Consider the following 21,965-nt stretch of genomic DNA (forward strand, 5'->3'; position numbering starts at 1 on the left):
TGTATATAACTCCTTTCTGAGGTATATGGTGGTTTTGTTTTTAGGCAATTCAATTTTACCATAAATCAGTGAGGAGTTATTTTATTCTGTTAAAAAAATATCCCGCATTTATGCGGGTTTCGGCGTTTCGCAAACGCCTAAGTTTTATTACTATGTGAGGAGTGAAATTTTATGACTGAATTTAATATTGATAACTATATAAATTCACAAAAATCATCTAACAAAATTAATTTAAATGATTTTCCTGAAATTGATTTGTACATGGATCAAGTAATGCAACTATTTGAAAGTAAATTAAGTTACACTAAAAGAAATCATGATGATAAAGTTCTTACTAAAACTATGATTAATAATTATTCAAAAGGTAATCTTTTAATGAAAATTAAAAACAAGAAGTATGCTAAAAGCCATCTTATATTAATGGGTTTAATTTATAACTTAAAAGGAGCTTTATCTTTAACTGATATTAAAACTATTTTAACTCCTATAGTTGATTCTTTTGAAAAAGAACAAGAATATCCATTGAATGATATATATCAATCTTTTCTTGATATATATGATTTGAATTTAGAGAATTTAAAAAACTCTTCTAATAAAATCTATGAAAATATAAATAAACTTATAAATAATAAAAGTAACACTTTAGGTGATTATGAAGAAAAGCTTTTACTTATATGTGCATATGTTAGCATGAGTAATCTTTATAGACGTATGAGTGAAAGATTAATAGACGAATATTTTGATCCACCTAAAAACCACAAATAGTTAGATTTTCACATGCACTATAATATATAATACATATGAAAAAGTTCCTTCATATGTATATTGAAGAAAACTTTCTACATTAATATATCTATTAGTCGTACAATTCTAATAAAGAATTTATATTTCATCATAGATATTCTATATAAGTATAAAGATTTTAAATTTTAATAATTTTTTAAAATTTAAAATCTATTAATTATATGATATAATAAGCAACATGAAACGAAACTATTTATACAATTATCAATTCACAATTTATAATTCATAATTAAGGAAAAAATACTTACATATTTTAAATATATTTATTAGAAATTCATCAGAATTTCAGCCTAAATTGTGCATTCAAAGTTGTGCATTGCTATAATAATTATAATACTATGAAATGAGGTAGAAATAGATTGATAAACGTATCAAATGTTAGTCTGAGATTTGGTGGACGTAAACTTTTTGAAGATGTTAACCTTAAATTTACTCCTGGAAATTGTTATGGAGTTATTGGTGCTAATGGAGCTGGAAAAAGTACATTCCTTAAAATACTATCAGGAGAAATAGAACCTAATACAGGTGAAGTTTCAATTGCTCCTAATTTAAGAATGTCGGTATTAAAACAAGAACATAATAAATATGATGACTTTCAAGTTTTAGAAACTGTAATAATGGGTAATGAAAGATTATATGAAATAATGAAAGAAAAAGACGAAATATATGCAAAACCTGATTTTTCTGATGAAGATGGAATTAAAGCTTCTGAATTAGAAGGTGAATTTGCCGAACTTAATGGTTGGGAAGCTGAATCTGAAGCTTCTTCTGTTCTACAAGGATTAGGAATAGGAACAGAAATGCATTTTAAAAATGTATCAGAGTTAACTGGTGGAGAAAAGGTTAAAGTTCTTTTAGCTCAAGCTCTATTCGGAAATCCTGGAATACTAATTCTAGACGAACCTACTAACGGCCTTGATTTAAAGGCTGTAAACTGGTTAGAAGACTTCTTAGGTAATTTTGATGGAACAGTTATAGTAGTATCCCATGATAGACATTTCTTAAATTCAGTTTGTACTCAAATGGCTGATGTTGACTTTGGAAAGATTAAAATTTATGTTGGTAACTATGATTTCTGGTATGAGTCAAGCCAATTAGCTCTTCAAATGTCTAAAGATCAAAACAAGAAAAAAGAAGATAAAATTAAAGAATTACAAGACTTTATTGCTAGATTTAGTGCCAATGCTTCTAAATCTAAGCAAGCAACATCTCGTAAAAAATTATTAGATAAAATTACTTTGGATGATATACAACCTTCAAGTAGAAAATATCCTTTTGTAGGATTTAAGCCTGAAAGAGAAGTTGGTAATGATATTTTATCAGTTACAGATTTAACTAAAACTATCGATGGTGTTAAAGTTCTAGACAAAGTAAGCTTTATGGTTAATAAAGAAGATAAAATTGCTCTTATCGGTAATGAAATAGCTGTATCTACATTATTTAAAATATTAGCTGGCGAAATGGAACCAGATAGCGGAGAATTTAAATGGGGAATAACTATTACTAATGCTTACTTCCCAAATGATAATTCAGCATATTTTGATGATTGTAAACTTTCTTTAGTAGATTGGCTTAGACAATATTCAGATGAAAAATCTGAAAGTTATATTAGAGGCTTCTTAGGTAGAATGTTGTTCTCAGGAGAAGAGGCATTAAAGGAAGCTAATGTATTATCTGGAGGAGAAAAGGTTAGATGTATGTTATCTAAGATGATGCTTTCTAATGCTAATGTATTAATGTTAGATCAACCTACTAACCATCTTGATCTTGAATCAATCACTGCTGTAAATAATGGTTTAAAAGATTATAACAGCAACATACTATTTGCTTCTCATGACCATCAATTCATTCAAACTATAGCAAATAGAGTTATAGACATAAAAGATGATGGCTCTATAGTTGATAGAGCTATGACATTTGATGAATACTTAGAATTTTCTAATTCTAATAAATAGACTTTTTAAAAAACGCCCTTTCAAAAGGATTATTAAAATCTTTTGAAAGGGTTTATTTTTTTATATACTATAATATCTCTGTTTTTAATTTTAAATGCTTTTGTGTGCTCACTATATTTTTTAATACAAAATAATTATTGAGCCTTACCTTACTTTAATTAACATCTTCAATATCTATTCCTAATCCATTTAGAGTAAACTTTATTGTGCTCTCTATAATATTTTCTAGATTTACTTTTTCAACATGAATTGATTCATATATTGCAGATGAACATAATGACCCAAAAAATTGGAATGATATAATTTCAGTATCACCTCTTTTAATTTGACCATTTTCCATTGCAATTTTTATATTAATCTCAATTTCATTTATATATTTTTTTATTTTTTGACGTAACTCATCCTGTCTATTTTCATTTCCCCATAATTGACTCATTACTACTTTAAAAAAGTTTGTATATCGATGGAGAAAAGTTAATTGTACTCTGCATATCTTTATCAATTTTTCTATTGGTCCTATATTCATATCTTGAACTTCAATAATCTTATTTTGCAATATTTGAAGTCCTTCTTCAACAATAAAATTAAATATTTCTTCTTTACTTGAAAAATGATAATATAATGTTCCTTTTGCAAGACCTGCATTTGCAGCTATATTATCCATTGTAGCTCCTCTATATCCAGATTCAGAAAATGTATTTATTGCAGACTCAAATATCAAGTTCTTTGTTTTGTTCATAATGCTTCTCCTCATCTCCCTTCATAATGTTACTATTGACATATTAATAATATTATATCATCTAGATGATTATTAAACTATAATTCTACATTTTAATACTTTAACTTACTTAACAATACATTTATTAAATTTAACTTATTTTTGAATTTCTTATTATATGTGATAAACTTAGTATTAAGGTGTAAAAATAATAAAACTGAATTGTGTCTGTTACACATAATTTATTTAAAGTATATTTTCTAGTAAATCTAATTAATTTATAATATTGCTCTAATATTAATTAATTTAGTTAGTAGAATATATAAAATTAAAATAAGAAATGGAGGATACTTGTCATAACTGTAACATTATAAAATTAGATAGAATTTCTCTATATATTGTTTTATAAAGTTTTGACAATTGTTTTTATGATTCAAGTATATAATAGAACTACAAAAACTTATGAAGAAGAACTTATTGCAGGGAAGAAGTACATTGAATGGACATATGAATCTCCAATTGGTAAAAGTATTACTGAGCTTATTGCTAAAAAGAAATTATTTTCTAAAATATATGGAATGTATTGTGATACAAAATTAAGTACTAATAAAATCCCCTCATTTGTAGAGAATTTTAATATTGATATGGCCATGGCAAAGAAAAAATCTCATGAATTTAAATCTTTTAATGATTTTTTTATAAGAGAATTAATGCCTGAAGCTAGGCCACTAACTAAAGATGAAAATATATTAATTTCTCCTGGTGATGGAAGAATTACTTCTTATGAAAATATTGACCTAGATAATATAGTTCAAATTAAAGGATTAACCTATAGTCTAAGGGAATTAATAAATGACGATACCGTTGCTAATAAATATAAAAATGGAGTATGTCTTATATTAAGGCTATGTCCTACTGATTATCATAGATTTCACTTTGTGGATTCAGGCATCCCTTGTGAAAATCATCATATTAAAGGATATTACTATTCTGTAAATCCAATAGCACTAAAGAGTATTCCTAAGCTCTTTTGTGAAAACAAAAGAGAATGGTCCTTATTTAAATCAGATAACTTTAAAGATGTGTTGCATATAGAAGTTGGTGCTACTTGTGTTGGTTCAATACTCCAAACTTATTCGCCTAATACTCGCGTAAATAAAGGTAATGAAAAAGGCTATTTTAAATTTGGCGGATCTACCACAATACTATTCTTTGAAGAAAATTCCGTAAAAATAGATAATGATATTTTAGAACAATCTAATTTGGGTTTTGAATGTAAAGTTCAATTTGGTGAAAGCATTGGTACTAAAATTATATAATAAAAAGACTGTCTTAACTCAAGGGTTAAGACAGTCTTTTTATTAATTTGGCAGAGTGTGAAGGAATCGAACCCTCAATTTACCGTCCGTAGCGGTATGTTATATCCGTTTAACTAACACTCCATACTAATTTTAAACAACAAATTTATATTATCACAAGTTATCATAATAATCAAGCTTATAATAAATTATAATAGTAATTTTATATAATTTAATCCTATTATTTAACTAAATGCTGTTTATATGTTGAAATAGATTATCTAAAAACAAAAATTTATTTAATTATTTTCAGATAATCTATTTTATAATATAGATATTCATTTATTATAAATAAATATCTGAAAATTCTAACTCAAGTACTTCTACTTTGTTTTTAGCATTTAAGAATTTATTTTCATCTGTCTCTTTACATTCTAGTATTTCTATTGGTAATTTAATTATAAACTCAGAACCATGATTTTCTTCACTTCTGAGTTCTATACTTCCTTTATGAGCTTTTGTTAAATACCTAACTAAATCTAACCCTATTCCACTTCCAGAATTCTCATTTCTTTTATTTTTTGATGATTGAACGAATCTATTAAAAACAGTATTTTGTTCTTCTTTAGGTATTCCCATTCCTTCATCTCTTATTGAAATAGTTATTTGATTAATACTCTTCCAAGTATTTATATATATGCTACTTCCCTGTGGCGAAAATTTTATAGCATTAGAAATTAAATTCATAATTATTCTATCTATTGCTTCTGGATCAATTGCCATAACACATTCTTCAACATTTGTATCAAAAACTAATGATATGTTCTTTTGTTTAGCATATTTATCTATAGATGCTACATTCCACTCTATCAAATTAATTATATCTAAATTTTCTCTTTTAATATCATAATGCCTTTTTTCCAATTTTGTAGTATCTATAATATTATTTATAAGTTTTAATATCTTATAAGCATTTCTTTTTATAATGTCTGTATGTTCTTTACATTGATTACCTTTTCCCATGTCTTTGTATTCATCCTTATAACATTGAAAAATACTTAAAATTATATTTAATGGTGACCTTAAGTCATGAGAGATATTTAAAATAAAATCCTCTTGAGCCTTTTTATCCTCTGATAATTTAATGAATTTATTAATTAATTCTTCTTTTGATAGTTTAGAGAGTTCCCCTTCGCTTAACATATTTTCCTTATCTGTCTGAGCATCCTTCAAAACATCAACCTCAAGCATTTTTAAATCCCCTTTTTATTATTCATTTTACTTTTTTTACCATATATTGTTGTTATATAATACCATATTTTTTTCCAATTAACAACTCTAACTCAAATAAAATTTTAAACACTTAAAAAATATAAATAAAAAATAAATTGTCTTTGCACCATATTGGAAATTATTTACTTAATTAACTGTTTGTAATATAATTTAAATTATTAACAGCAATGTAGCTGCATATATTAGAATCAATTAGAACATCATTGTTTATTATTCGTTTTTATTGTCAATATTATAAATAAAAGAGAAAATCCTATTATTTAAATATACTTCATAATATAATTAAATATTATTTATGGTTATTTAATTTCTCTTTTAACTTATTAGTTACTTAACTAGGAGGAATTTTTTTGAGTATAAACAAAATTTATTATAATAAAATAAAAAAGAATAAATTATCTAGACGAATTTTATGTTCATTTATATTATCTATCTTTATATGTTTAAGTGGTATTTATGAATCTTATAAATATAATAAACTTATTATTGATTTTAAAACAAATTTTAATGAATATAAGTTCTCAGAAGCAAATAGTTTATTATTAACTAAACAGAACTTTAATCCATTTAAGTTATTCATGATGAATAATGATATTTCTCAATACTTTAATACTAAAGTTACTTCTTTATCAGAATCTATTCAAAATAAAAATATCTCTTCAGAAGATGCATTATTACAACTTAAAGAAATACAACACTATAATATTATAACTTATTCTGAATTACTTAATATATCTGCTTCAATAGATTCAATTCAAGATTCTACTAAAAATTATAATACTGGTGTAAATTATTTTAATAATGGAAACTATCTTCAAGCAATCTCTTACTTAAAAAAAGTTTCTTCTTTGGATTTAAATTACTGTGAGTCATTAATATACTTAAATAACTCAAAAAGTAAATTCAAAGAAGACTTATTAGCCTATTGTGATAAATTAGTTAGTAATGATTATTATAATGAAGCACTTTCTAAAATTTCAGACAATAGTGATATTTTAGGAGATGATATTAATGTAAAAGAAAAAGTTATAGACATTAAAAAAAAGCAACAGGAATATTTAGATAAAAATTCTGCCATTCTTGAAGCTTCGTCTCGTGCATTAACAACTACTATATCACCAAATAACATTAATACATTAAATATAGAAAGTACTACATCTTATTTTATTAACGTTAATCTAGAAAATCAAAAAACCTATATTTATAAAGGGAAACCTGATAAATGGCAATTAGTTAGAACATGCCCATGCTCTACTGGAATAAGTGGCGAAGATACACCTTCGGGGTCCTTCTCTATTAAAGAAAGAGGTGATTGGTTCTTTTCAGATAAATATGAACAGGGAGGTAAATATTGGACTCAAATTACAGGAGATATTTTATTTCACTCAGTTCCATTTGATAAAGATAAAACTACTGTTTTAGACTATACAATGAATAAGCCTTCCTCTCACGGCTGCATTAGACTTTCTATTGATGATGCTAAATGGATTTACAATACTATTCCTAAAGACAGCAAAGTAATAATTAAATAATTTATTACAGACTAATATAAGCTTGAAAGACAATTCTGCAATAATATTATTTAGAAAAAAGAAATAAATCAATATTTTTTATTTATTAAAAATTATTAGATTTATTTCTTTTTTATAAGAATAATTTTTAACAATTTATATTTCTATATTATTTAATTTATCTTTATTTATTCTTTAAATTAATCTCTATTATCTAATCAAGTTGAATTTCCTTCTCCAAGGAAAATGAATATAAGTATTTATACTTAACTTTTTTACCAATCATTTTGAATATTGCATCACTATAATAATTCAATTGTTTCTTATATTTTTCTTTAAATTCATCTTCATTTTCCTCTTTTACATAATCAGTTTTATAATCTAGAAGTATTAAATCCTCATTATATTCAAAGAAACAGTCAATTATACCTTGCAATCTAACCATTTCATCCTTATATTTTTCATCCAAAGTATTATCTATCTCTAAGCTACTTATTTCAGTATAAAATGGCACTTCTCTATAAATCTTTTCGCCTTTCTCATTTAATTCAAGCATCTTTTTGCCTAAGTTAGATTTGAAGAAATTTAATATTTTATATTTATTAATAGCTTTTAGTTCTTCCTTAAGCAAGAATTCACCTTCGAATAATTCTTGTAATTGTTCTTCAATTTCTTTTGTAGATGAAACTCTATTCAAATCTATCTTTTTCATTACAAAGTGGACTGCTGTACCTCTTTCAGCTGGAGTTAAGCCCTTTCTTTCTTGAATAAATTTAGGAGTATTTATAGCTTTTTCTTTGTAAATTTCTTCAACATCATAATTTTTTTCAATATTTTTTCGCTTTAAATCAGCAACAGAAATATTGCTTTTAATAATAGTTGATTCTTTTAATGGATATTTATATGCCAATCTTCTATTCACTTCTACCATAATAGTTTTATCTAATGAATTAACATGCACAATATTTGATTCATATTTGTCATCAATCTTTATATCTTCTAAATCATTTTTATTAATTAAGTAATTTTTATTCCATAAATTTATTTCCCATTTTGATTCATCATCCTTTGATATTTCATTTGGAACTCCAATAACTCCTCTAAGTTTAATTCCATCATTATGTTGACATAATGCCATACCAATCCATTCTAAATATGATCTTCCCTTTAAAACTTCAGAAGATAAAATAAGATTGCAATCTAATGATGCTGAACTCATCCATTTTTCTATTGATTTTTGAATATTCTTAACTGCACCTGTTATAATTAATTTTTCCTTTGCTCTTGTACATGCTACATAAAGTATTCTCATCTCTTCTGATAATGTTTCAAGCTTCATTTTCTTTTTTATTGCTTCCTTGGCTAAAGTTCCAATACTAAATCTTTTTTCTAAATCTACAAAATCAGGTCCGAATCCTAGTTCATCATGATATAACATATTCTTATTTAAATCCATAAAATTGAAATTTTTTCCTGTCCCACATAGAAATACTACTGGAAATTCTAGCCCCTTACTTTTATGAATACTCATAATTCTAACTACATCTTCATTTTCTCCTAGTATTTTAGCACTTCCCATGTCTCCTGAAGATTTTGTAAGTTTATTTATAAAGTTTATAAAATTAAATAAACCCTTAAAACTTGTTTTCTCAAATTGTTTTGCCCGTTGGAAAAGTATCTTTAAATTTGCTTGCCTCAATACTCCATTCGGCATAGCTCCAACATATCCATAGTAAGCTGTATCCATGTATAAGTACCATATAAATTCATCAATTGCCATATAAATAGATTTTTTTCTCCACTTATCAATGCAATCAACTAAATACTTACATTTATCTATTAATTCTTTTGAATAAAGTGTTTCTTTACCATCATTAACTTCTTCACTTATATATTTTACATTTTCATAAAAATAATTATCTTTATTTACAAGCCTAACATCGCTTAATTCATCTGCTGAGAAACTCATAATTGGAGATCTTAATAATGCTATCATAGGGACATCTTGCATTGGATTGTCAATAACCTTTAAAAGAGAGATTATATTTCTAATTTCAATTGACTCAAAATATCCTGATCCTGTATCCGCATATACGGGAATTCCTTCTGCCCCTAATTCATCTAATAAGCTCTCAGACCAATTTTTTGTTGCTCTTAAGAGAATTACTATGTCCTTATATCTTAAAGGTCTGTATTCTCCAGTTTCTTTGTCTAGAATCTTAAATACTTTCTCTCTATTTATGGACATTAATTCTTTAATTCTTTTTGCAACAATTCTACCTTCTAAATTTACATTTTCAATTTCTTCTTGCTCTTGGAAGGATTCTCCTGAATCCTCTTCAATTACTCCGTCATAATTTTTATCTATTATATTAAGCTCTATTTCACCACCAATAGTTACAATGTCATCATTGCATTCTTTATAACTTGCACCTAAATTTAATGCTTCATCATCTGTATATTCTAACTCTCCAACTATTTTAGACATTACTTCTTTAAATATATAATTTACTCCATCAATAACTTCTTTTCTGCTTCTGAAATTCTTATATAATTGAATTTTTCTGTTATTCCCTTGATTTAATTGATAAGTGTTATATTTATCAATAAATAGTTCAGGCTTTGCTTGTCTAAATCTATATATACTTTGTTTAACATCACCAACCATAAACACATTAGGGTTATCACGTTCTTTTCTAGAAACCAAACTTATTATTGTTTCTTGTACATTGTTAGAGTCTTGATACTCATCTACAAGTACTTCATCAAAGTATTCCTTAAAATTTTCAGCAACCTTAGATGGAATTATGTTTTTGTCCTCATCATGATCAATTAATATCTTTAAACAAAAATGCTCCAAATCATTAAAATCTAATATATTCTTTTCTCTTTTCCTTTTATTAAATGTATCACTAAATTCTAAAACAAGTTCTGTTAATTTTTTTATATACGGATATGATTTTTGAATATTACTTAACATTTGCTGTGGCATTACTGAAAATGTGTTATTTATCAATTCAGATATTTTCTTTTTAATATCATCTCTAATTTTCTTTACAGTATTTTGAGCATCTTCATCCGAAACCTTATCCTTTTTTATAGACTTTAACCTATTAAATCTTATAGATGATAATGCCTTATACATTTCTTCTAATCCATTATTATTAGATTCATAAATATTTCTTATGGCACTTAATTCACTTGTAAAGTTATCCAAATAAGGTTCTAAGCCATCAATTTCATTAACTATTTCAATGGCTTTTTCCATCATCTTTATATATCCTCCAACTTCAGTTTTGATACTTTCAGCTAAAACTTTAACCCACTTAGTTTCATTTAACTCTTCTAATGTATTAATTTTAAAAGCTTCAGCGCTATCATTAAGCCACTTTCCAGGCCATGGACCTGACATAGTAAAATTATATAAATCTAAAACTAACTCCTTTAAATTATCATCATTCTTATAGCTACTAAATGCCTCAACTAAATTAGTAAAGGCTTGATCTTCCTCATCATACTTATCTTCAAAAAGTTCTTCTATTACTTCAGCTTTAATTAGTACACATTCTGTTGTATCTCCTATTCTAAATGATGGATCTAAATCAATATTATGGAAGTTATTTTTAATTACATCTAAACAAAACGAATGCATTGTAGTAATATTAGCTCTATTCAGTAATGTTAGTTGCTTTTGAAGATTCTTGGAATTAGGGTTTATTTCTAATTCCTTTGATATTGCAGCCGCTATTCTCTCTCTCATTTCAGCAGCTGCTGCATTAGTAAATGTCACAACCAATAGCTTATCTATATCAACTGGATTCTCTTCACTTGTAATTATTCTTATAATTCTTTCCACTAAAACAGCCGTCTTGCCAGAACCAGCAGCTGCCGCAACTAATAAATTGCAATTTCTTGTTTCAATTGCACTTAATTGTTCATCAGTCCATTTAGTTTCACTCATAAATCAATCTCCCCTATCACTAATTAAAATCACTCTAATTAGGTTCCACTAGTATTTAATCTAATTACGCTCTTAAAAACATTATCTATACGTATTACACTATCAATTATTCTTATCAGCAATTTTAATTAATTCATCAGCATCACTTATTTTACTAGAATTATTTATTTCTTTTTTTATGCTATTCCAAATATCATTTTGAGATTTCTTCATTATAATTTTATATTTATTGTCTTTTATACTTGTATCAAATTGACATATTGCTGAGAAATCGCAATATTCACAATGAGTTCTATTTGAATGTTTAGTAGGTTGTATTTTAATTTCTCCACTCAACATATCCTCACATAATTCAATCATTTTTTTATTGACATACTCTCTAAGCAAAGTAAACTCATCTTCTGTTACTACATCGCTATTAGCTTTAAAATCTCCATCTGTCTTAAATGCAGCTGGTATAACTAATGAATAACTATCAATGTCCTTATCCATTGCCTTAACAACTCTAGCATCCCTTAAAATTAACCCTTTCATCTTTAAAGCATCTAAAACTTGTTCTTGTATCTCTTCTGTAGTCATTTCCTTCTTACTTTTAATTATAGGATCATCTATTTTAAAATATAATACTGCTCCAGGTCTCACCTGCTTATCCAATATATATTTAGAATTTTTAATAAGAGCATCTAGATAAACTAATAGCTGCATTTGTAATCCATAATAAAGTTCATTTAAATCAAATTTCTTAGCTCCTGTCTTATAATCTATAATCCTAATATAAGTTTCTCCGCCTAAATCTAATGTGTCTATCCTATCAATTCTTCCTTGAAGATATATTTTCTCTTTAGATTCTAAATCAAGTGTTATAGCTTCTCCTGAACTATAGCTTCCAAAATTAAATTCAGTCTTGAATACTTCAAACTCACCTTTTCCTATTTGGTTTGCAATAACTGAAACAGATTTAGAAATTACTCTCTTAAACCTCTGTGCTAAATATTTAAATTTCTTTGTACTATTCAATATAGAATTGCTTTCTCCATTTAATTTTTTATCAATTATATTATATACAAGATCCTCACATTTTTTATTGTCTAATTCAGACCATAAAATACCTTCATCTCTGACCTTATTTGTAAATGAATCTAGAATCTCATGTACAAATGAACCTAAATCAGGAGGTGTAAATTCATATACTTTTCTATTCTTAGCTTTAAGAGCATATTGAACAAAATAAGAAAATGGACATTCAGCATACTTTTCTAATCTTGAAACACTAAACACTAACTTGCCCATCTCATTTTTATACAACCTTCTAAGCTTATTCTTAGCAACTTTATCTCCTACATTAGAATATGTAAGGCCTTTAAATATATTTTGAACCTTATCCTTAAAATCTTCATTTTCCTTAAACCAACTATATACCTCTGGCCAATACGCTTCTATATCGTCCTTGTCAAAATCTCTTCTTACAGCAATTATAAGTTCATTAAATGTTGGAATTGGCACAGTAACCTTGCTTATTTTATTATTCTCGCTTTTTAAATCATAAATTGCACTTTCTTCAACTAACTTAGTTAATATCTTCTTCATCCTAGGTATCATTATAGATGGTCTTAATGACTTACCTTCAAAATCTGCCATGGGATATGACAACATTAAATATTCACTACTTATTGTTAAAGCTGTATACAATAGAAATTGTTCCTCAAATACTTTATTTCTAGTAGTTGATGCTAAACTTACTCCTATTTCATTTAATATGTCTCTATCTCTATCAGATAATATACCCTCATCCTTTTTAGAAGCTGGTAATACACCATCATTAATGCCTACTATATAAAGAACCTTAACATCTATACCTTTAATCCTTGCTATATCACCAATATTAACTTGATCTAAAGCTACAGGTATAACGCCTATTTCTTCATTTGCAAAACCAGAATTTAATATCTTAAAAAATTCAAAAGAATCTAATATTTCCTCTCCAATTACATCTACAGCTTGATCTAAAATATCTATAACGATACTTTCAACCTGACTATATTCCTTAACCTTATCTTCTAATCCAATTTTCTCAAAATTTTCAATCCAATCATCTATTCTTTGAAAAGCCTTTACATCTATTAAGAACTCATAAAGAGCCGTACATATATCTTTAACTTTATATTTTCCATTTATCTTATTGTGAAAAATCATAAGAGGTTTTCTTATCTCCTCCATAACTTCAGATATTAATATTTTTTCTTTTGTCAATTCTTCATTACTATTAAACCATTCTTCGCTAATTATTTCTTCTGCGGTCCACTTATAACCCTTTATTCCATTCTCTAATATAAAATTTTCCAAAATATCTATATATGAATTATTTATTCCGGATAATCCACTTTTTAAATATTTAAATATACTCTCATAAGACCAATTTTTAAATAAGATCTCAAAAGCAGAGCTTATAAATATAATTAATGGATTGCTTAATAATTGAATCTTTTTATCTAAGAAGTATGGAATATCATACTCCCTAAATATTACTGATGTTATTTTTTCATAATCATCTATGTTTCTACAAACTACAGATATATCCTTATATCTATATCCCTGATCCCTTACAAGTTCTGTAATACTTTTAGCAACTCTATCTACTTCATCATAAATATTATTTGCTTTATAGAGTGCTACATTATTACAATTTTTATTATATTCATTAAATGGATATGTAAAAAAATACTTTTCTACATGTCTAAGTTCTAAATTATCCCTAAACCTATATGGTATATCATTATTTAAATAAATAGGCTTATCATAAGCTATATTATTTTCTTTCATTATTTTTAATATGTTATTTTCTGTATTCTTTATGATATTAAATACATCAGTTATATCTTCATCTTTATTACCTAAAGATTTATTTTCCATGCAAATATTTATATTAACTCTCTTGCATCTCCTAGCTAATAATCTTATAATCTCCAATTGTTGAGGTGTAAAACTGGAAAATTCATCTATCCAAATTTCAGAACCTTTATATATATCATTTTCTAATAATTTGTTGCTTAATAAAGTTAATTCATCATCTCCATCAATATAACTTTCATGCATCTTATAATTAAATGCTTCATAAATTATTGTTAATTCCTTAATTTTTTGTGTTAGTTCAAAATCATTTATTTCTTCACTTATTTTTTTTAAACTTTCTGTATCAATATTGTACTTTTTAAATTCACTAATTATCTCAGATACAATTTCATTAAATCCTTGCTCTCTAGATATTTTTTTAAAATAATTTAAAGAATCCATATTTTCATTTAGTACCCTATGAATTAACATGTTTCTTCCAGACTCTTTTATTATTTCTTTAACACGTCCACCGCATTCTTCAAAAACCTCATGTGCCATTTTTTTAAAGCTCAATACTTCTGTTTTCAAAAGAGCACGTTCGCCAATATATTTTAAAATCTTATTTTCAGTATTAAATGTATATTGTTCTGGAACTAATAAAATTAATTTATTGTCAGCCTCTGCATCTATATTATTCTTTATTTCATCAATACAAAACTTACTTTTTCCCGTTCCTGCTCTTCCGTAAATGAATCTTATACTCATATGTATTTTCACCTCTCACCTTAAATATCAATTACATCTTCTCTAAGTATACCCATAATTAAAGTATCTACATATTCTCCTTCTATATAAGCCTTATTTATTTTAATACCCTCTTCTACAAAACCACATCTTTTATAACAATTTATAGCTCTTAAGTTATATTTGATAACCTCTAATTCCACCCTTACAGCATTAAGTTCTCCAAATAAATATTTTAATAAAGTTTTTATGGCATCCTGGCCATATTTTCTCCCCCAATACTTGCTACCAATAGTTATTCCGATAGAATATACCTTATCACAATAATTACTTTCTTTATATGTTATGAACCCAATTAAAACATTTTTTTCGTTAATTATACTTAATGGTTTTCTTAAATTTATTCCTTTGTTATTATCTTGTATATCATTAGGTATTGTATTATATCTCCTAACTTTTTCTTCATTACATATTTTATACAATATCCCAACATCCCTTTTTTCTAATAGCCTTAAATATACATTATGTCCTTTGATCATAATTCACCTTCTTTAGCTAATTAATTTAACTACTTTTAATTATACCTCTAATTATGATATTTTAAATTTAGAATTTATATTCATCTGATAAAAAATCTACTTTGCAGCTTATGTATTTTATTAGGTTCATCTCGGAATTTTGTGAAACATGCGTATCATATTGCGTCAAGTACAATCTCATTAGTAATTTTTTTCAATATTTACCAATACAGTCATATGGTACAAGATTTTAATCCTAAGTAAAAGTTCCATTTATTTTTTTAATTTACTAATTATGATATTTTTATCAATTAGGAAGTACAGTATGCTCCGCCGATTCCTTTATTGAAAATTTAGGATAATTCATGCAAAACTCTAATTTTTGAGTTATTGCCATTACGATAGTTGAAAACTCTACGTTTTATATTTTTTACCGCATTTATAGGGTTGTATTCTATGATCATGTAGTTGCTTAGAAAGCTTACCACAGCAAGAGAGTAGTTAAGTTCAACATAAATTTCTATGATACCATCATTTACAATTATTATTAATTCTTAAAACAAAAAAACATCTAACAAAATTGTTAGATGTTCTTGGCGGAGGATCCGGGATTTGAACCCGGGCGCCAGTTACCCGACCTACGCCCTTAGCAGGGGCGCCTCTTCAGCCACTTGAGTAATCCTCCATGTGCCCTCTATATTTTAGCTTTTAAAATAATATGGCGGAAAGATAGGGATTCGAACCCTAGGTACGCTCACACGCACGCCGGTTTTCAAGACCGGTGCCTTAAACCAACTCGACCATCTTTCCGTAACTCACAAAAATTATTATATCAATGAAGTGCTTAACTGTCAACATTTTTATTATAATAATTTTAATTTAATAATATATTATCCCTTATTATGAGTTTAAAACTTATTTAAATATCTTTAATCTTATATTTAAATATACAATTGTTCTTGCACTATTAATTATTAAAATATTTTTCTTATATAATAATTAAGAAAATGCATATAATCTCTCAAATAAGAAATTGCCAATTTATCAACTGTTTTTCTGTATATATGAAAAGAACATCTAACAATATTATTAGATGTTCTTGGCGGAGAATCCGGGATTTGAACCCGGGCGCCGGTTACCCGACCTACACCCTTAGCAGGGGCGCCTCTTCAGCCACTTGAGTAATTCTCCATGTGCCCTCTTAATATTATCTATTTTTAGGTAAAAAAAATGGCGGAAAGATAGGGATTCGAACCCTAGGTACGCTCACACGCACGCCGGTTTTCAAGACCGGTGCCTTAAACCAACTCGACCATCTTTCCACGTCTTATGACAAGTATGATTATAACAATTAATAATGACTATGTCAACATTTTTATTTTAAATTAAATAGTTTTACTTTATTAATTCTTAATTTAGAAGTTAGAACTATTTAATTTCTAGATTTTGTTTTAAATAAGTGTTGAAATAAATTGTTATTTTATACCAGAAATACAATTTTACCCTGAAATTTACATATATATATATAATAATAAATAAAGGGGCATGCTTTTGCTTTAGTTACAACATTTCCCTTTATTTTAATCATATATATTAAATAAAATGTATATTTTATTTATTTTATTTCATCACAGTTCATATATCTTCTTAAAACTTCTGGAATTCCTACTGTACCATCTTCCCTTTGATAATTTTCTAATATAGCAGCAACTGTTCTTCCTATAGCAACTCCTGATCCATTTAATGTATGAACAAATTGTGGTTTATCATTTGGAGTTTCTCTATATTTAATATTTGCTCTTCTAGATTGGAAATCCTCAAAATTTGAACAACTTGATATTTCTACATATCTATTATAACTAGGCATCCATACTTCTATATCATATTTTAGGGCTGCTGTAAATCCTAAATCACCCTTGCATATTCTAACTATTCTATAAGGTAATCCTAATCCTTGTAGTACTGATTCTGCATCAATTACTAATTTATCTAATTCAGAATAAGAATCTTCTGGTCTACAAAACTTAACTAATTCAACCTTATTAAATTGATGTTGTCTAACAAGACCTCTTGTATCTCTACCTGCAGAACCAGCTTCTGCTCTAAAACATGCAGAATATGCAGCATGTTTAATTGGTAATTCTGATGCTGAAAAAACTTCATTTCTATACATATTGGTAACAGGAACCTCCGCCGTAGGAATTAAAAAATATCCATTATTCTCAACTTTAAATGCATCTTCTTCAAATTTGGGTAATTGGCCTGTTCCAGTCATACTCTCTCTATTAACCATATATGGTGGTAATACTTCAGTATATCCATTTTCACACGTATGCTTATCTAAGAAGTAAGAGATTATCATTCTTTCTAGTCTAGCTCCTAATCCCTTATAAATAGTAAATCTAGATCCAGCTACCTTTCCACCTCTCTCAAAATCCAATATGTTAAGATTAGTTCCTAAATCCCAGTGTGCCTTTGGTTCAAAATTAAAATCAGTTGGTTCACCCCATCTTTTTATTTCTATATTATCTTCATCACTTCCACCATCTGGAACTTGTGGATTTGGTATATTAGGTATCCTAAGCATTATATATTTTATTCTCTCATCTATTTCTGTTACTCTAGTATCAAAATTTTTAACTTTATCACCTAATTCTCTCATTTCAGACATTATTTCAGAAACATCTTCCCCTGCTTTCTTAAGCTTAGGAATTTCAGCTGAAACTTGATTTCTTTTACTTTTTAAAGCTTCAACTTCTACCAATACTTTTCTTCTTTCCTCATCTAATGCTATTATTTCATCAATAACTGTAACATCAAAATCTTCACCTCTATTTGATAAAGCAGTCTTAATTTCTTCTGGGTTACTTCTAATTCTCTTTAAATCTAACATTTAATTCTTCCTCCTAAAAATAAAATTATATATTTTTTTGTACAAAAAAGAGTCCTCTCCCTATAAAAGGGACGAAGAACTCCGCGTTGCCACCCTAATTGATAATATATAATATATTATCCACTTAATTATTTAACGATATGTACCGTACTACTCATCGTAGTCCCTCAGAGGTGGATTCATAATTCATAATTATCAGTTCACACCTAACCACTGACTCTCTTAAAATATATAAAATTACTACTATCCTCATCACAAGTTTCCTATATTAAGTTAAATTAAATATATTACAAAACAACTGCTTTTGTCAATATATTTTATTGTAACTAAAAATATGAATTTTATCGAATTCTCTAAATGGTTAATTCAATATTAATCCATGCTTTTTGTACATACTATGTCTACACCAGTATTCATTATATTTTTACAAATAATATCTCCAATATTAATAGGTGTACTTACATAAATTCTACTAAGAACTTTTGAAAATTCCTTCCATAAATATTTTTCTATAGGTACATTGCTTTTCACTGAGACAACTTTATAATTTTGATCACTTTTTATTCTAACTAAGCTTGTAAAAATATCTTTATTAACCATTCTTAATTCCTCCTAATTATATTTCATTAAATTCTTTAATGCGTCCTACCAAAATCTTAGAATCCATGGAGTCATCAACTACGTTTAAAAGACTTTTATTCATTTCTCTAGCTAAAATTTTTATAATTTTCATATTACAATACGATCCATTACAACTTCCAATACCTATTCCTGTACGTCTCTTTACTCCTTCTACAGTTCTTGCACCTAAAGGCCTTCTTATAGAATCAATGATTTCACCTTCTGAAATGTTATTACAACTACAGATGATATTTCCATATCTTTCATCTAAAGCAATTACTTTATTTTTTTGCTCTTTAGACATATTTCTAAATACATATACCTGTCTTTTTTTACTAATATAATCTCTTTTTTTAGTTATATTCATATTTATTTTAAGTTTTTCCTCAATATCTACAGCAATAGCTGCTGCAATTGTTATTTTAGCATAATGGTTTCCTGTAACCTTTATATATCCATCCTTAAAGTTGTTATCACCTATCAACATACTATCTCCACTATATGTTTCTGTAAATATGTTGTTTATTAAGTCCTTTTTTATATGATGTAAAGCACTTTTAGATAATTTTATTTCATCTTCTAAACTTAGATACTTTTTACTTTTAACTCCAATTAAATTTCCTTTTAATAAAGTAGGCATATTTATTATAAAAGTATTATCATCAATATCATTAATAACAATACTATTTATAGTAGTCTGTAATGTTTCATTTAATAATATATATTTCATTTTTTTATTTATTATCTGACTATAAATTTCACTTTGTTTATCAGTAGAAATTTCATTTGGGATTGTATTAATTACAAATTTGCAAGTAAATTTATTTTTATTTGTGGTTACCTTAAATCCTTTAGAAATATTTTTAATATCTATAACTTCTTCTTCTAATCTAAAATTAACTCCATTGTCAGATGCTACTTCTGCATAAGAAACAGCCAAATTATAAGGAGAAATTAATGCAACATTCTCAGAATATAGAGCCTTACTTATATTTACTCCCAATTTAGGTTCTATATCATAAATTTCATTATTTTCTATTATATGTACTCCGTCTATGCCACGTTTTTTAGTATTTTTATACATTATATCAAACACATTATATCGAGCTTCATTTGACGAAATTCTTAATGCACCAACTTTATTATATTTAATATTAAATTGTTGGCAGTGATTTTTAATTAATCTCATTCCTCTATTTTCTAATATGGACATAATGTCATCATCTGTTTCTGAACCATCATAAATAATAGCTGTATTAGTACAAGAGAGATCATTTGCTACATCATAATCTTTTTCAATTAAGGCTATATTTATATTATATTTAGACAGCTCATAGGCAACTGCACATCCGATTATCCCTCCACCTAAAATTAATACATCATAATCCATCATTAATCCTCCAACTCTGAAACTATAAAATTATATTTTTTTAATTCTGATATAATTAAATTAATATCATCTTCATTTTCTGCCGATATAGTATGAAGATGAACCCCATCAGTCAATACAGATAATAATCTAGCCCTTTGCTCTTGATACTTTTGCATGAACTTATTTAATTCATTATAATTTTTAATCATAAGCATTCCTGCTATTTCTCCATATAAAGGATGCTCTACTATTACATCTTCAATTGTTCCTCCATGTATAATTATAATACTCATTTCATTAAACATTTCATCTTCATTATGTGTTACTGCAATAATTGATTTAACCTTATTTTTACTTTTATTAATTATGTATCCATCTGGAGTTGCTATTATACTTATTCCCTTAGCTCTAAGAATTGCTATATCTTTTACTATTACTTGTCTAGTTACAAAATATTTTTTTGCTATGATATTCCCTTTTATCGGTTCATTACTTTCTAATAGTAAATTAATTATATTGTCTCTTCTCTCAATACAATTCATACTTTCCTCCTATTACTAATTACAATTATTAAATAATTATTAATATTTTTAAATATATATTTTTTTCTACTTGCTTTTTATGATGATATTTCGCACAGTTTATTATATCTAAATCAGCTTCTTTAATGATATCTAATAATTCCCCTACAATTTCATGATGATTGTAATAATTATCTATTCTTTCATTTCTATTATACTTAAAAAAATTACCAAATGTAACACCATTTATAAGAACTATAATACTTTTTTCGAATTTCAAATACAGTATATATTATTCAATAGCTATTATTTATCTAATTTTACGTCTATACCAATCTAATTATAAGATATTTAAATTAAATAATTAGATAACAAAAAAAGTTATGAATTACTTCATAACTTTATATTTATTGGTGGAGATTAAGGGATTCGAACCCTTGACCCCCTGCGTGCAAGGCAGGTGCTCTCCCAACTGAGCTAAACCCCCATGGTGGACCTTCAGGGACTCGAACCCTAGACCTACCGGTTATGAGCCGGTTGCTCTAACCAACTGAGCTAAAGATCCCTTTTAATCTACCTGGCAACTTCCTACTCTCCCACACAGTCACCCGTGCAGTACCATCAGCGTAATAGACCTTAACTGTCCTGTTCGGAATGGGAAGGAGTGTTACCTCTATGCCATCGTCACCAGATTATTACAATACATATTATACTTAAAAATATATAATATGTCAAGTACTTTGAAAGAATTATTCTTTCAAAATTGCATATAGACATTAATGTATTTACAACTTGATTATATATTGGTCAAGCCCTCGACCTATTAGTATCAGTCAGCTAAATATGTTACCATACTTACACCTCTGACCTATCAACCTTGTAGTCTTCAAGGGGTCTTACTAGCTTACGCTATGGGAAATCTAA

At 26.8% G+C, this 21,965-nt stretch carries 14 protein-coding genes, 7 tRNA genes, 2 rRNA genes and 1 other annotated feature; of the genes, 4 read left to right on the forward strand and 19 right to left on the reverse strand.

Features of this window, described 5'->3' with window-relative positions:
• The first annotated feature begins 171 nt into the window (after positions 1-171).
• Positions 172-765 (forward strand): DUF1836 domain-containing protein, encoded by a 594-nt coding sequence (locus tag LLF98_RS06460; protein ID WP_291702025.1) that lies wholly within the window; start codon positions 172-174, stop codon positions 763-765.
• A gap of 398 nt (positions 766-1,163) precedes the next feature.
• The gene (locus LLF98_RS06465; protein ID WP_291702027.1) at positions 1,164-2,759 is read left to right on the forward strand and encodes an ATP-binding cassette domain-containing protein; all 1,596 of its coding nucleotides are present in this window, start codon (positions 1,164-1,166) and stop codon (positions 2,757-2,759) included.
• A gap of 154 nt (positions 2,760-2,913) precedes the next feature.
• Here the strand turns inward: LLF98_RS06465 and LLF98_RS06470 are convergent, their stop codons facing one another.
• Positions 2,914-3,498, reverse strand: coding sequence for a TetR/AcrR family transcriptional regulator (locus LLF98_RS06470; protein WP_291702029.1), 585 nt, complete (start codon positions 3,496-3,498; stop codon positions 2,914-2,916).
• Positions 3,499-3,905: 407 nt separating this feature from the next.
• Between LLF98_RS06470 and LLF98_RS06475 the strand changes: the two genes are divergently transcribed.
• Positions 3,906-4,796 carry a phosphatidylserine decarboxylase gene (locus LLF98_RS06475; RefSeq protein ID WP_291702031.1) on the forward strand — a complete coding sequence of 297 codons (891 nt, stop codon included), beginning with the start codon at positions 3,906-3,908 and terminating at the stop codon, positions 4,794-4,796.
• Between the two features lie 48 nt (positions 4,797-4,844).
• Here the strand turns inward: LLF98_RS06475 and LLF98_RS06480 are convergent.
• Positions 4,845-4,919: transfer RNA gene (locus tag LLF98_RS06480), tRNA-Arg, on the reverse strand.
• A 201-nt stretch (positions 4,920-5,120) separates the two neighbouring features.
• Positions 5,121-6,026 (reverse strand): HAMP domain-containing sensor histidine kinase, encoded by a 906-nt coding sequence (locus LLF98_RS06485; protein WP_291702032.1) that lies wholly within the window; start codon positions 6,024-6,026, stop codon positions 5,121-5,123.
• Between the two features lie 392 nt (positions 6,027-6,418).
• Here LLF98_RS06485 and LLF98_RS06490 point away from each other — a divergent pair, with 392 nt between their 5' ends.
• A complete protein-coding gene (locus LLF98_RS06490) occupies positions 6,419-7,600 on the forward strand; it encodes a L,D-transpeptidase (protein ID WP_291702034.1) in 1,182 nt (393 codons plus the stop codon).
• Between the two features lie 193 nt (positions 7,601-7,793).
• Here the strand turns inward: LLF98_RS06490 and addA are convergent, their stop codons facing one another.
• The 16 genes from addA to LLF98_RS06570 all read right to left on the reverse strand — a co-directional run.
• Entirely contained in the window at positions 7,794-11,540 is a 3,747-nt protein-coding gene (addA, locus tag LLF98_RS06495) for a helicase-exonuclease AddAB subunit AddA (RefSeq protein WP_291702036.1), read from the reverse strand.
• A gap of 102 nt (positions 11,541-11,642) precedes the next feature.
• Positions 11,643-15,137: a helicase-exonuclease AddAB subunit AddB gene (gene addB / locus LLF98_RS06500; protein ID WP_291702038.1), complete on the reverse strand. Its 3,495-nt coding sequence runs from the start codon at positions 15,135-15,137 to the stop codon at positions 11,643-11,645.
• A gap of 20 nt (positions 15,138-15,157) precedes the next feature.
• Positions 15,158-15,655, reverse strand: a complete 498-nt coding sequence (locus LLF98_RS06505) for a GNAT family protein (RefSeq protein WP_291702041.1) — start codon at positions 15,653-15,655, stop codon at positions 15,158-15,160.
• Positions 15,656-16,228: 573 nt separating this feature from the next.
• Positions 16,229-16,319: transfer RNA gene (locus tag LLF98_RS06510), tRNA-Ser, on the reverse strand.
• A 34-nt stretch (positions 16,320-16,353) separates the two neighbouring features.
• Positions 16,354-16,444, reverse strand: a tRNA-Ser gene (locus tag LLF98_RS06515).
• A gap of 290 nt (positions 16,445-16,734) precedes the next feature.
• Positions 16,735-16,825, reverse strand: a tRNA-Ser gene (locus tag LLF98_RS06520).
• Positions 16,826-16,865: 40 nt separating this feature from the next.
• Positions 16,866-16,956, reverse strand: a tRNA-Ser gene (locus LLF98_RS06525).
• 293 nt (positions 16,957-17,249) lie between these two features.
• Positions 17,250-18,527 carry a serine--tRNA ligase gene (gene serS / locus LLF98_RS06530; protein WP_291702043.1) on the reverse strand — a complete coding sequence of 426 codons (1,278 nt, stop codon included), beginning with the start codon at positions 18,525-18,527 and terminating at the stop codon, positions 17,250-17,252.
• A gap of 64 nt (positions 18,528-18,591) precedes the next feature.
• Positions 18,592-18,792 (reverse strand) — a binding site (T-box leader).
• 107 nt (positions 18,793-18,899) lie between these two features.
• A complete protein-coding gene (locus LLF98_RS06535) occupies positions 18,900-19,127 on the reverse strand; it encodes a DUF1667 domain-containing protein (RefSeq protein WP_291702045.1) in 228 nt (75 codons plus the stop codon).
• Positions 19,128-19,143: 16 nt separating this feature from the next.
• Positions 19,144-20,538 carry an FAD-dependent oxidoreductase gene (locus LLF98_RS06540; RefSeq protein ID WP_291702051.1) on the reverse strand — a complete coding sequence of 465 codons (1,395 nt, stop codon included), beginning with the start codon at positions 20,536-20,538 and terminating at the stop codon, positions 19,144-19,146.
• Positions 20,539-20,540: 2 nt separating this feature from the next.
• Positions 20,541-21,062, reverse strand: coding sequence for a transcription repressor NadR (locus tag LLF98_RS06545; RefSeq protein WP_291702047.1), 522 nt, complete (start codon positions 21,060-21,062; stop codon positions 20,541-20,543).
• 28 nt (positions 21,063-21,090) lie between these two features.
• Complete coding sequence (locus tag LLF98_RS06550; protein ID WP_291702049.1) at positions 21,091-21,321, reverse strand: hypothetical protein; 231 nt, start codon at positions 21,319-21,321, stop codon at positions 21,091-21,093.
• 131 nt (positions 21,322-21,452) lie between these two features.
• A tRNA-Ala gene (locus LLF98_RS06555) sits at positions 21,453-21,528 on the reverse strand.
• A 1-nt stretch (position 21,529) separates the two neighbouring features.
• Positions 21,530-21,606: transfer RNA gene (locus tag LLF98_RS06560), tRNA-Ile, on the reverse strand.
• Between the two features lie 10 nt (positions 21,607-21,616).
• Positions 21,617-21,733, reverse strand: a 5S ribosomal RNA gene (rrf, locus tag LLF98_RS06565).
• A gap of 111 nt (positions 21,734-21,844) precedes the next feature.
• Positions 21,845-21,965: ribosomal RNA gene (locus LLF98_RS06570) — 23S ribosomal RNA — on the reverse strand; the annotation flags it as partial.

Source organism: Clostridium sp., assembly GCF_021372645.1.
GTDB lineage: Bacteria > Bacillota > Clostridia > Clostridiales > Clostridiaceae > Clostridium.

Bases quoted from the DNA above. Each gene is read 5' to 3' on its own strand.
- addA (WP_291702036.1), bottom strand. From the start codon at position 11,540: ATGAGTGAAACTAAATGGACTGATGAACAATTAAGTGCAATTGAAACA.
- addB (WP_291702038.1), bottom strand. From the start codon at position 15,137: ATGAGTATAAGATTCATTTACGGAAGAGCAGGAACGGGAAAAAGTAAG.
- LLF98_RS06535 (WP_291702045.1), bottom strand. From the start codon at position 19,127: ATGGTTAATAAAGATATTTTTACAAGCTTAGTTAGAATAAAAAGTGAT.
- LLF98_RS06475 (WP_291702031.1), top strand. From the start codon at position 3,906: ATGATTCAAGTATATAATAGAACTACAAAAACTTATGAAGAAGAACTT.
- LLF98_RS06505 (WP_291702041.1), bottom strand. From the start codon at position 15,655: ATGATCAAAGGACATAATGTATATTTAAGGCTATTAGAAAAAAGGGAT.
- LLF98_RS06485 (WP_291702032.1), bottom strand. From the start codon at position 6,026: ATGCTTGAGGTTGATGTTTTGAAGGATGCTCAGACAGATAAGGAAAAT.
- LLF98_RS06460 (WP_291702025.1), top strand. From the start codon at position 172: ATGACTGAATTTAATATTGATAACTATATAAATTCACAAAAATCATCT.
- LLF98_RS06470 (WP_291702029.1), bottom strand. From the start codon at position 3,498: ATGAACAAAACAAAGAACTTGATATTTGAGTCTGCAATAAATACATTT.
- serS (WP_291702043.1), bottom strand. From the start codon at position 18,527: ATGTTAGATTTAAAGAGAATTAGAAGTAACCCAGAAGAAATTAAGACT.
- LLF98_RS06540 (WP_291702051.1), bottom strand. From the start codon at position 20,538: ATGGATTATGATGTATTAATTTTAGGTGGAGGGATAATCGGATGTGCA.
- LLF98_RS06545 (WP_291702047.1), bottom strand. From the start codon at position 21,062: ATGAATTGTATTGAGAGAAGAGACAATATAATTAATTTACTATTAGAA.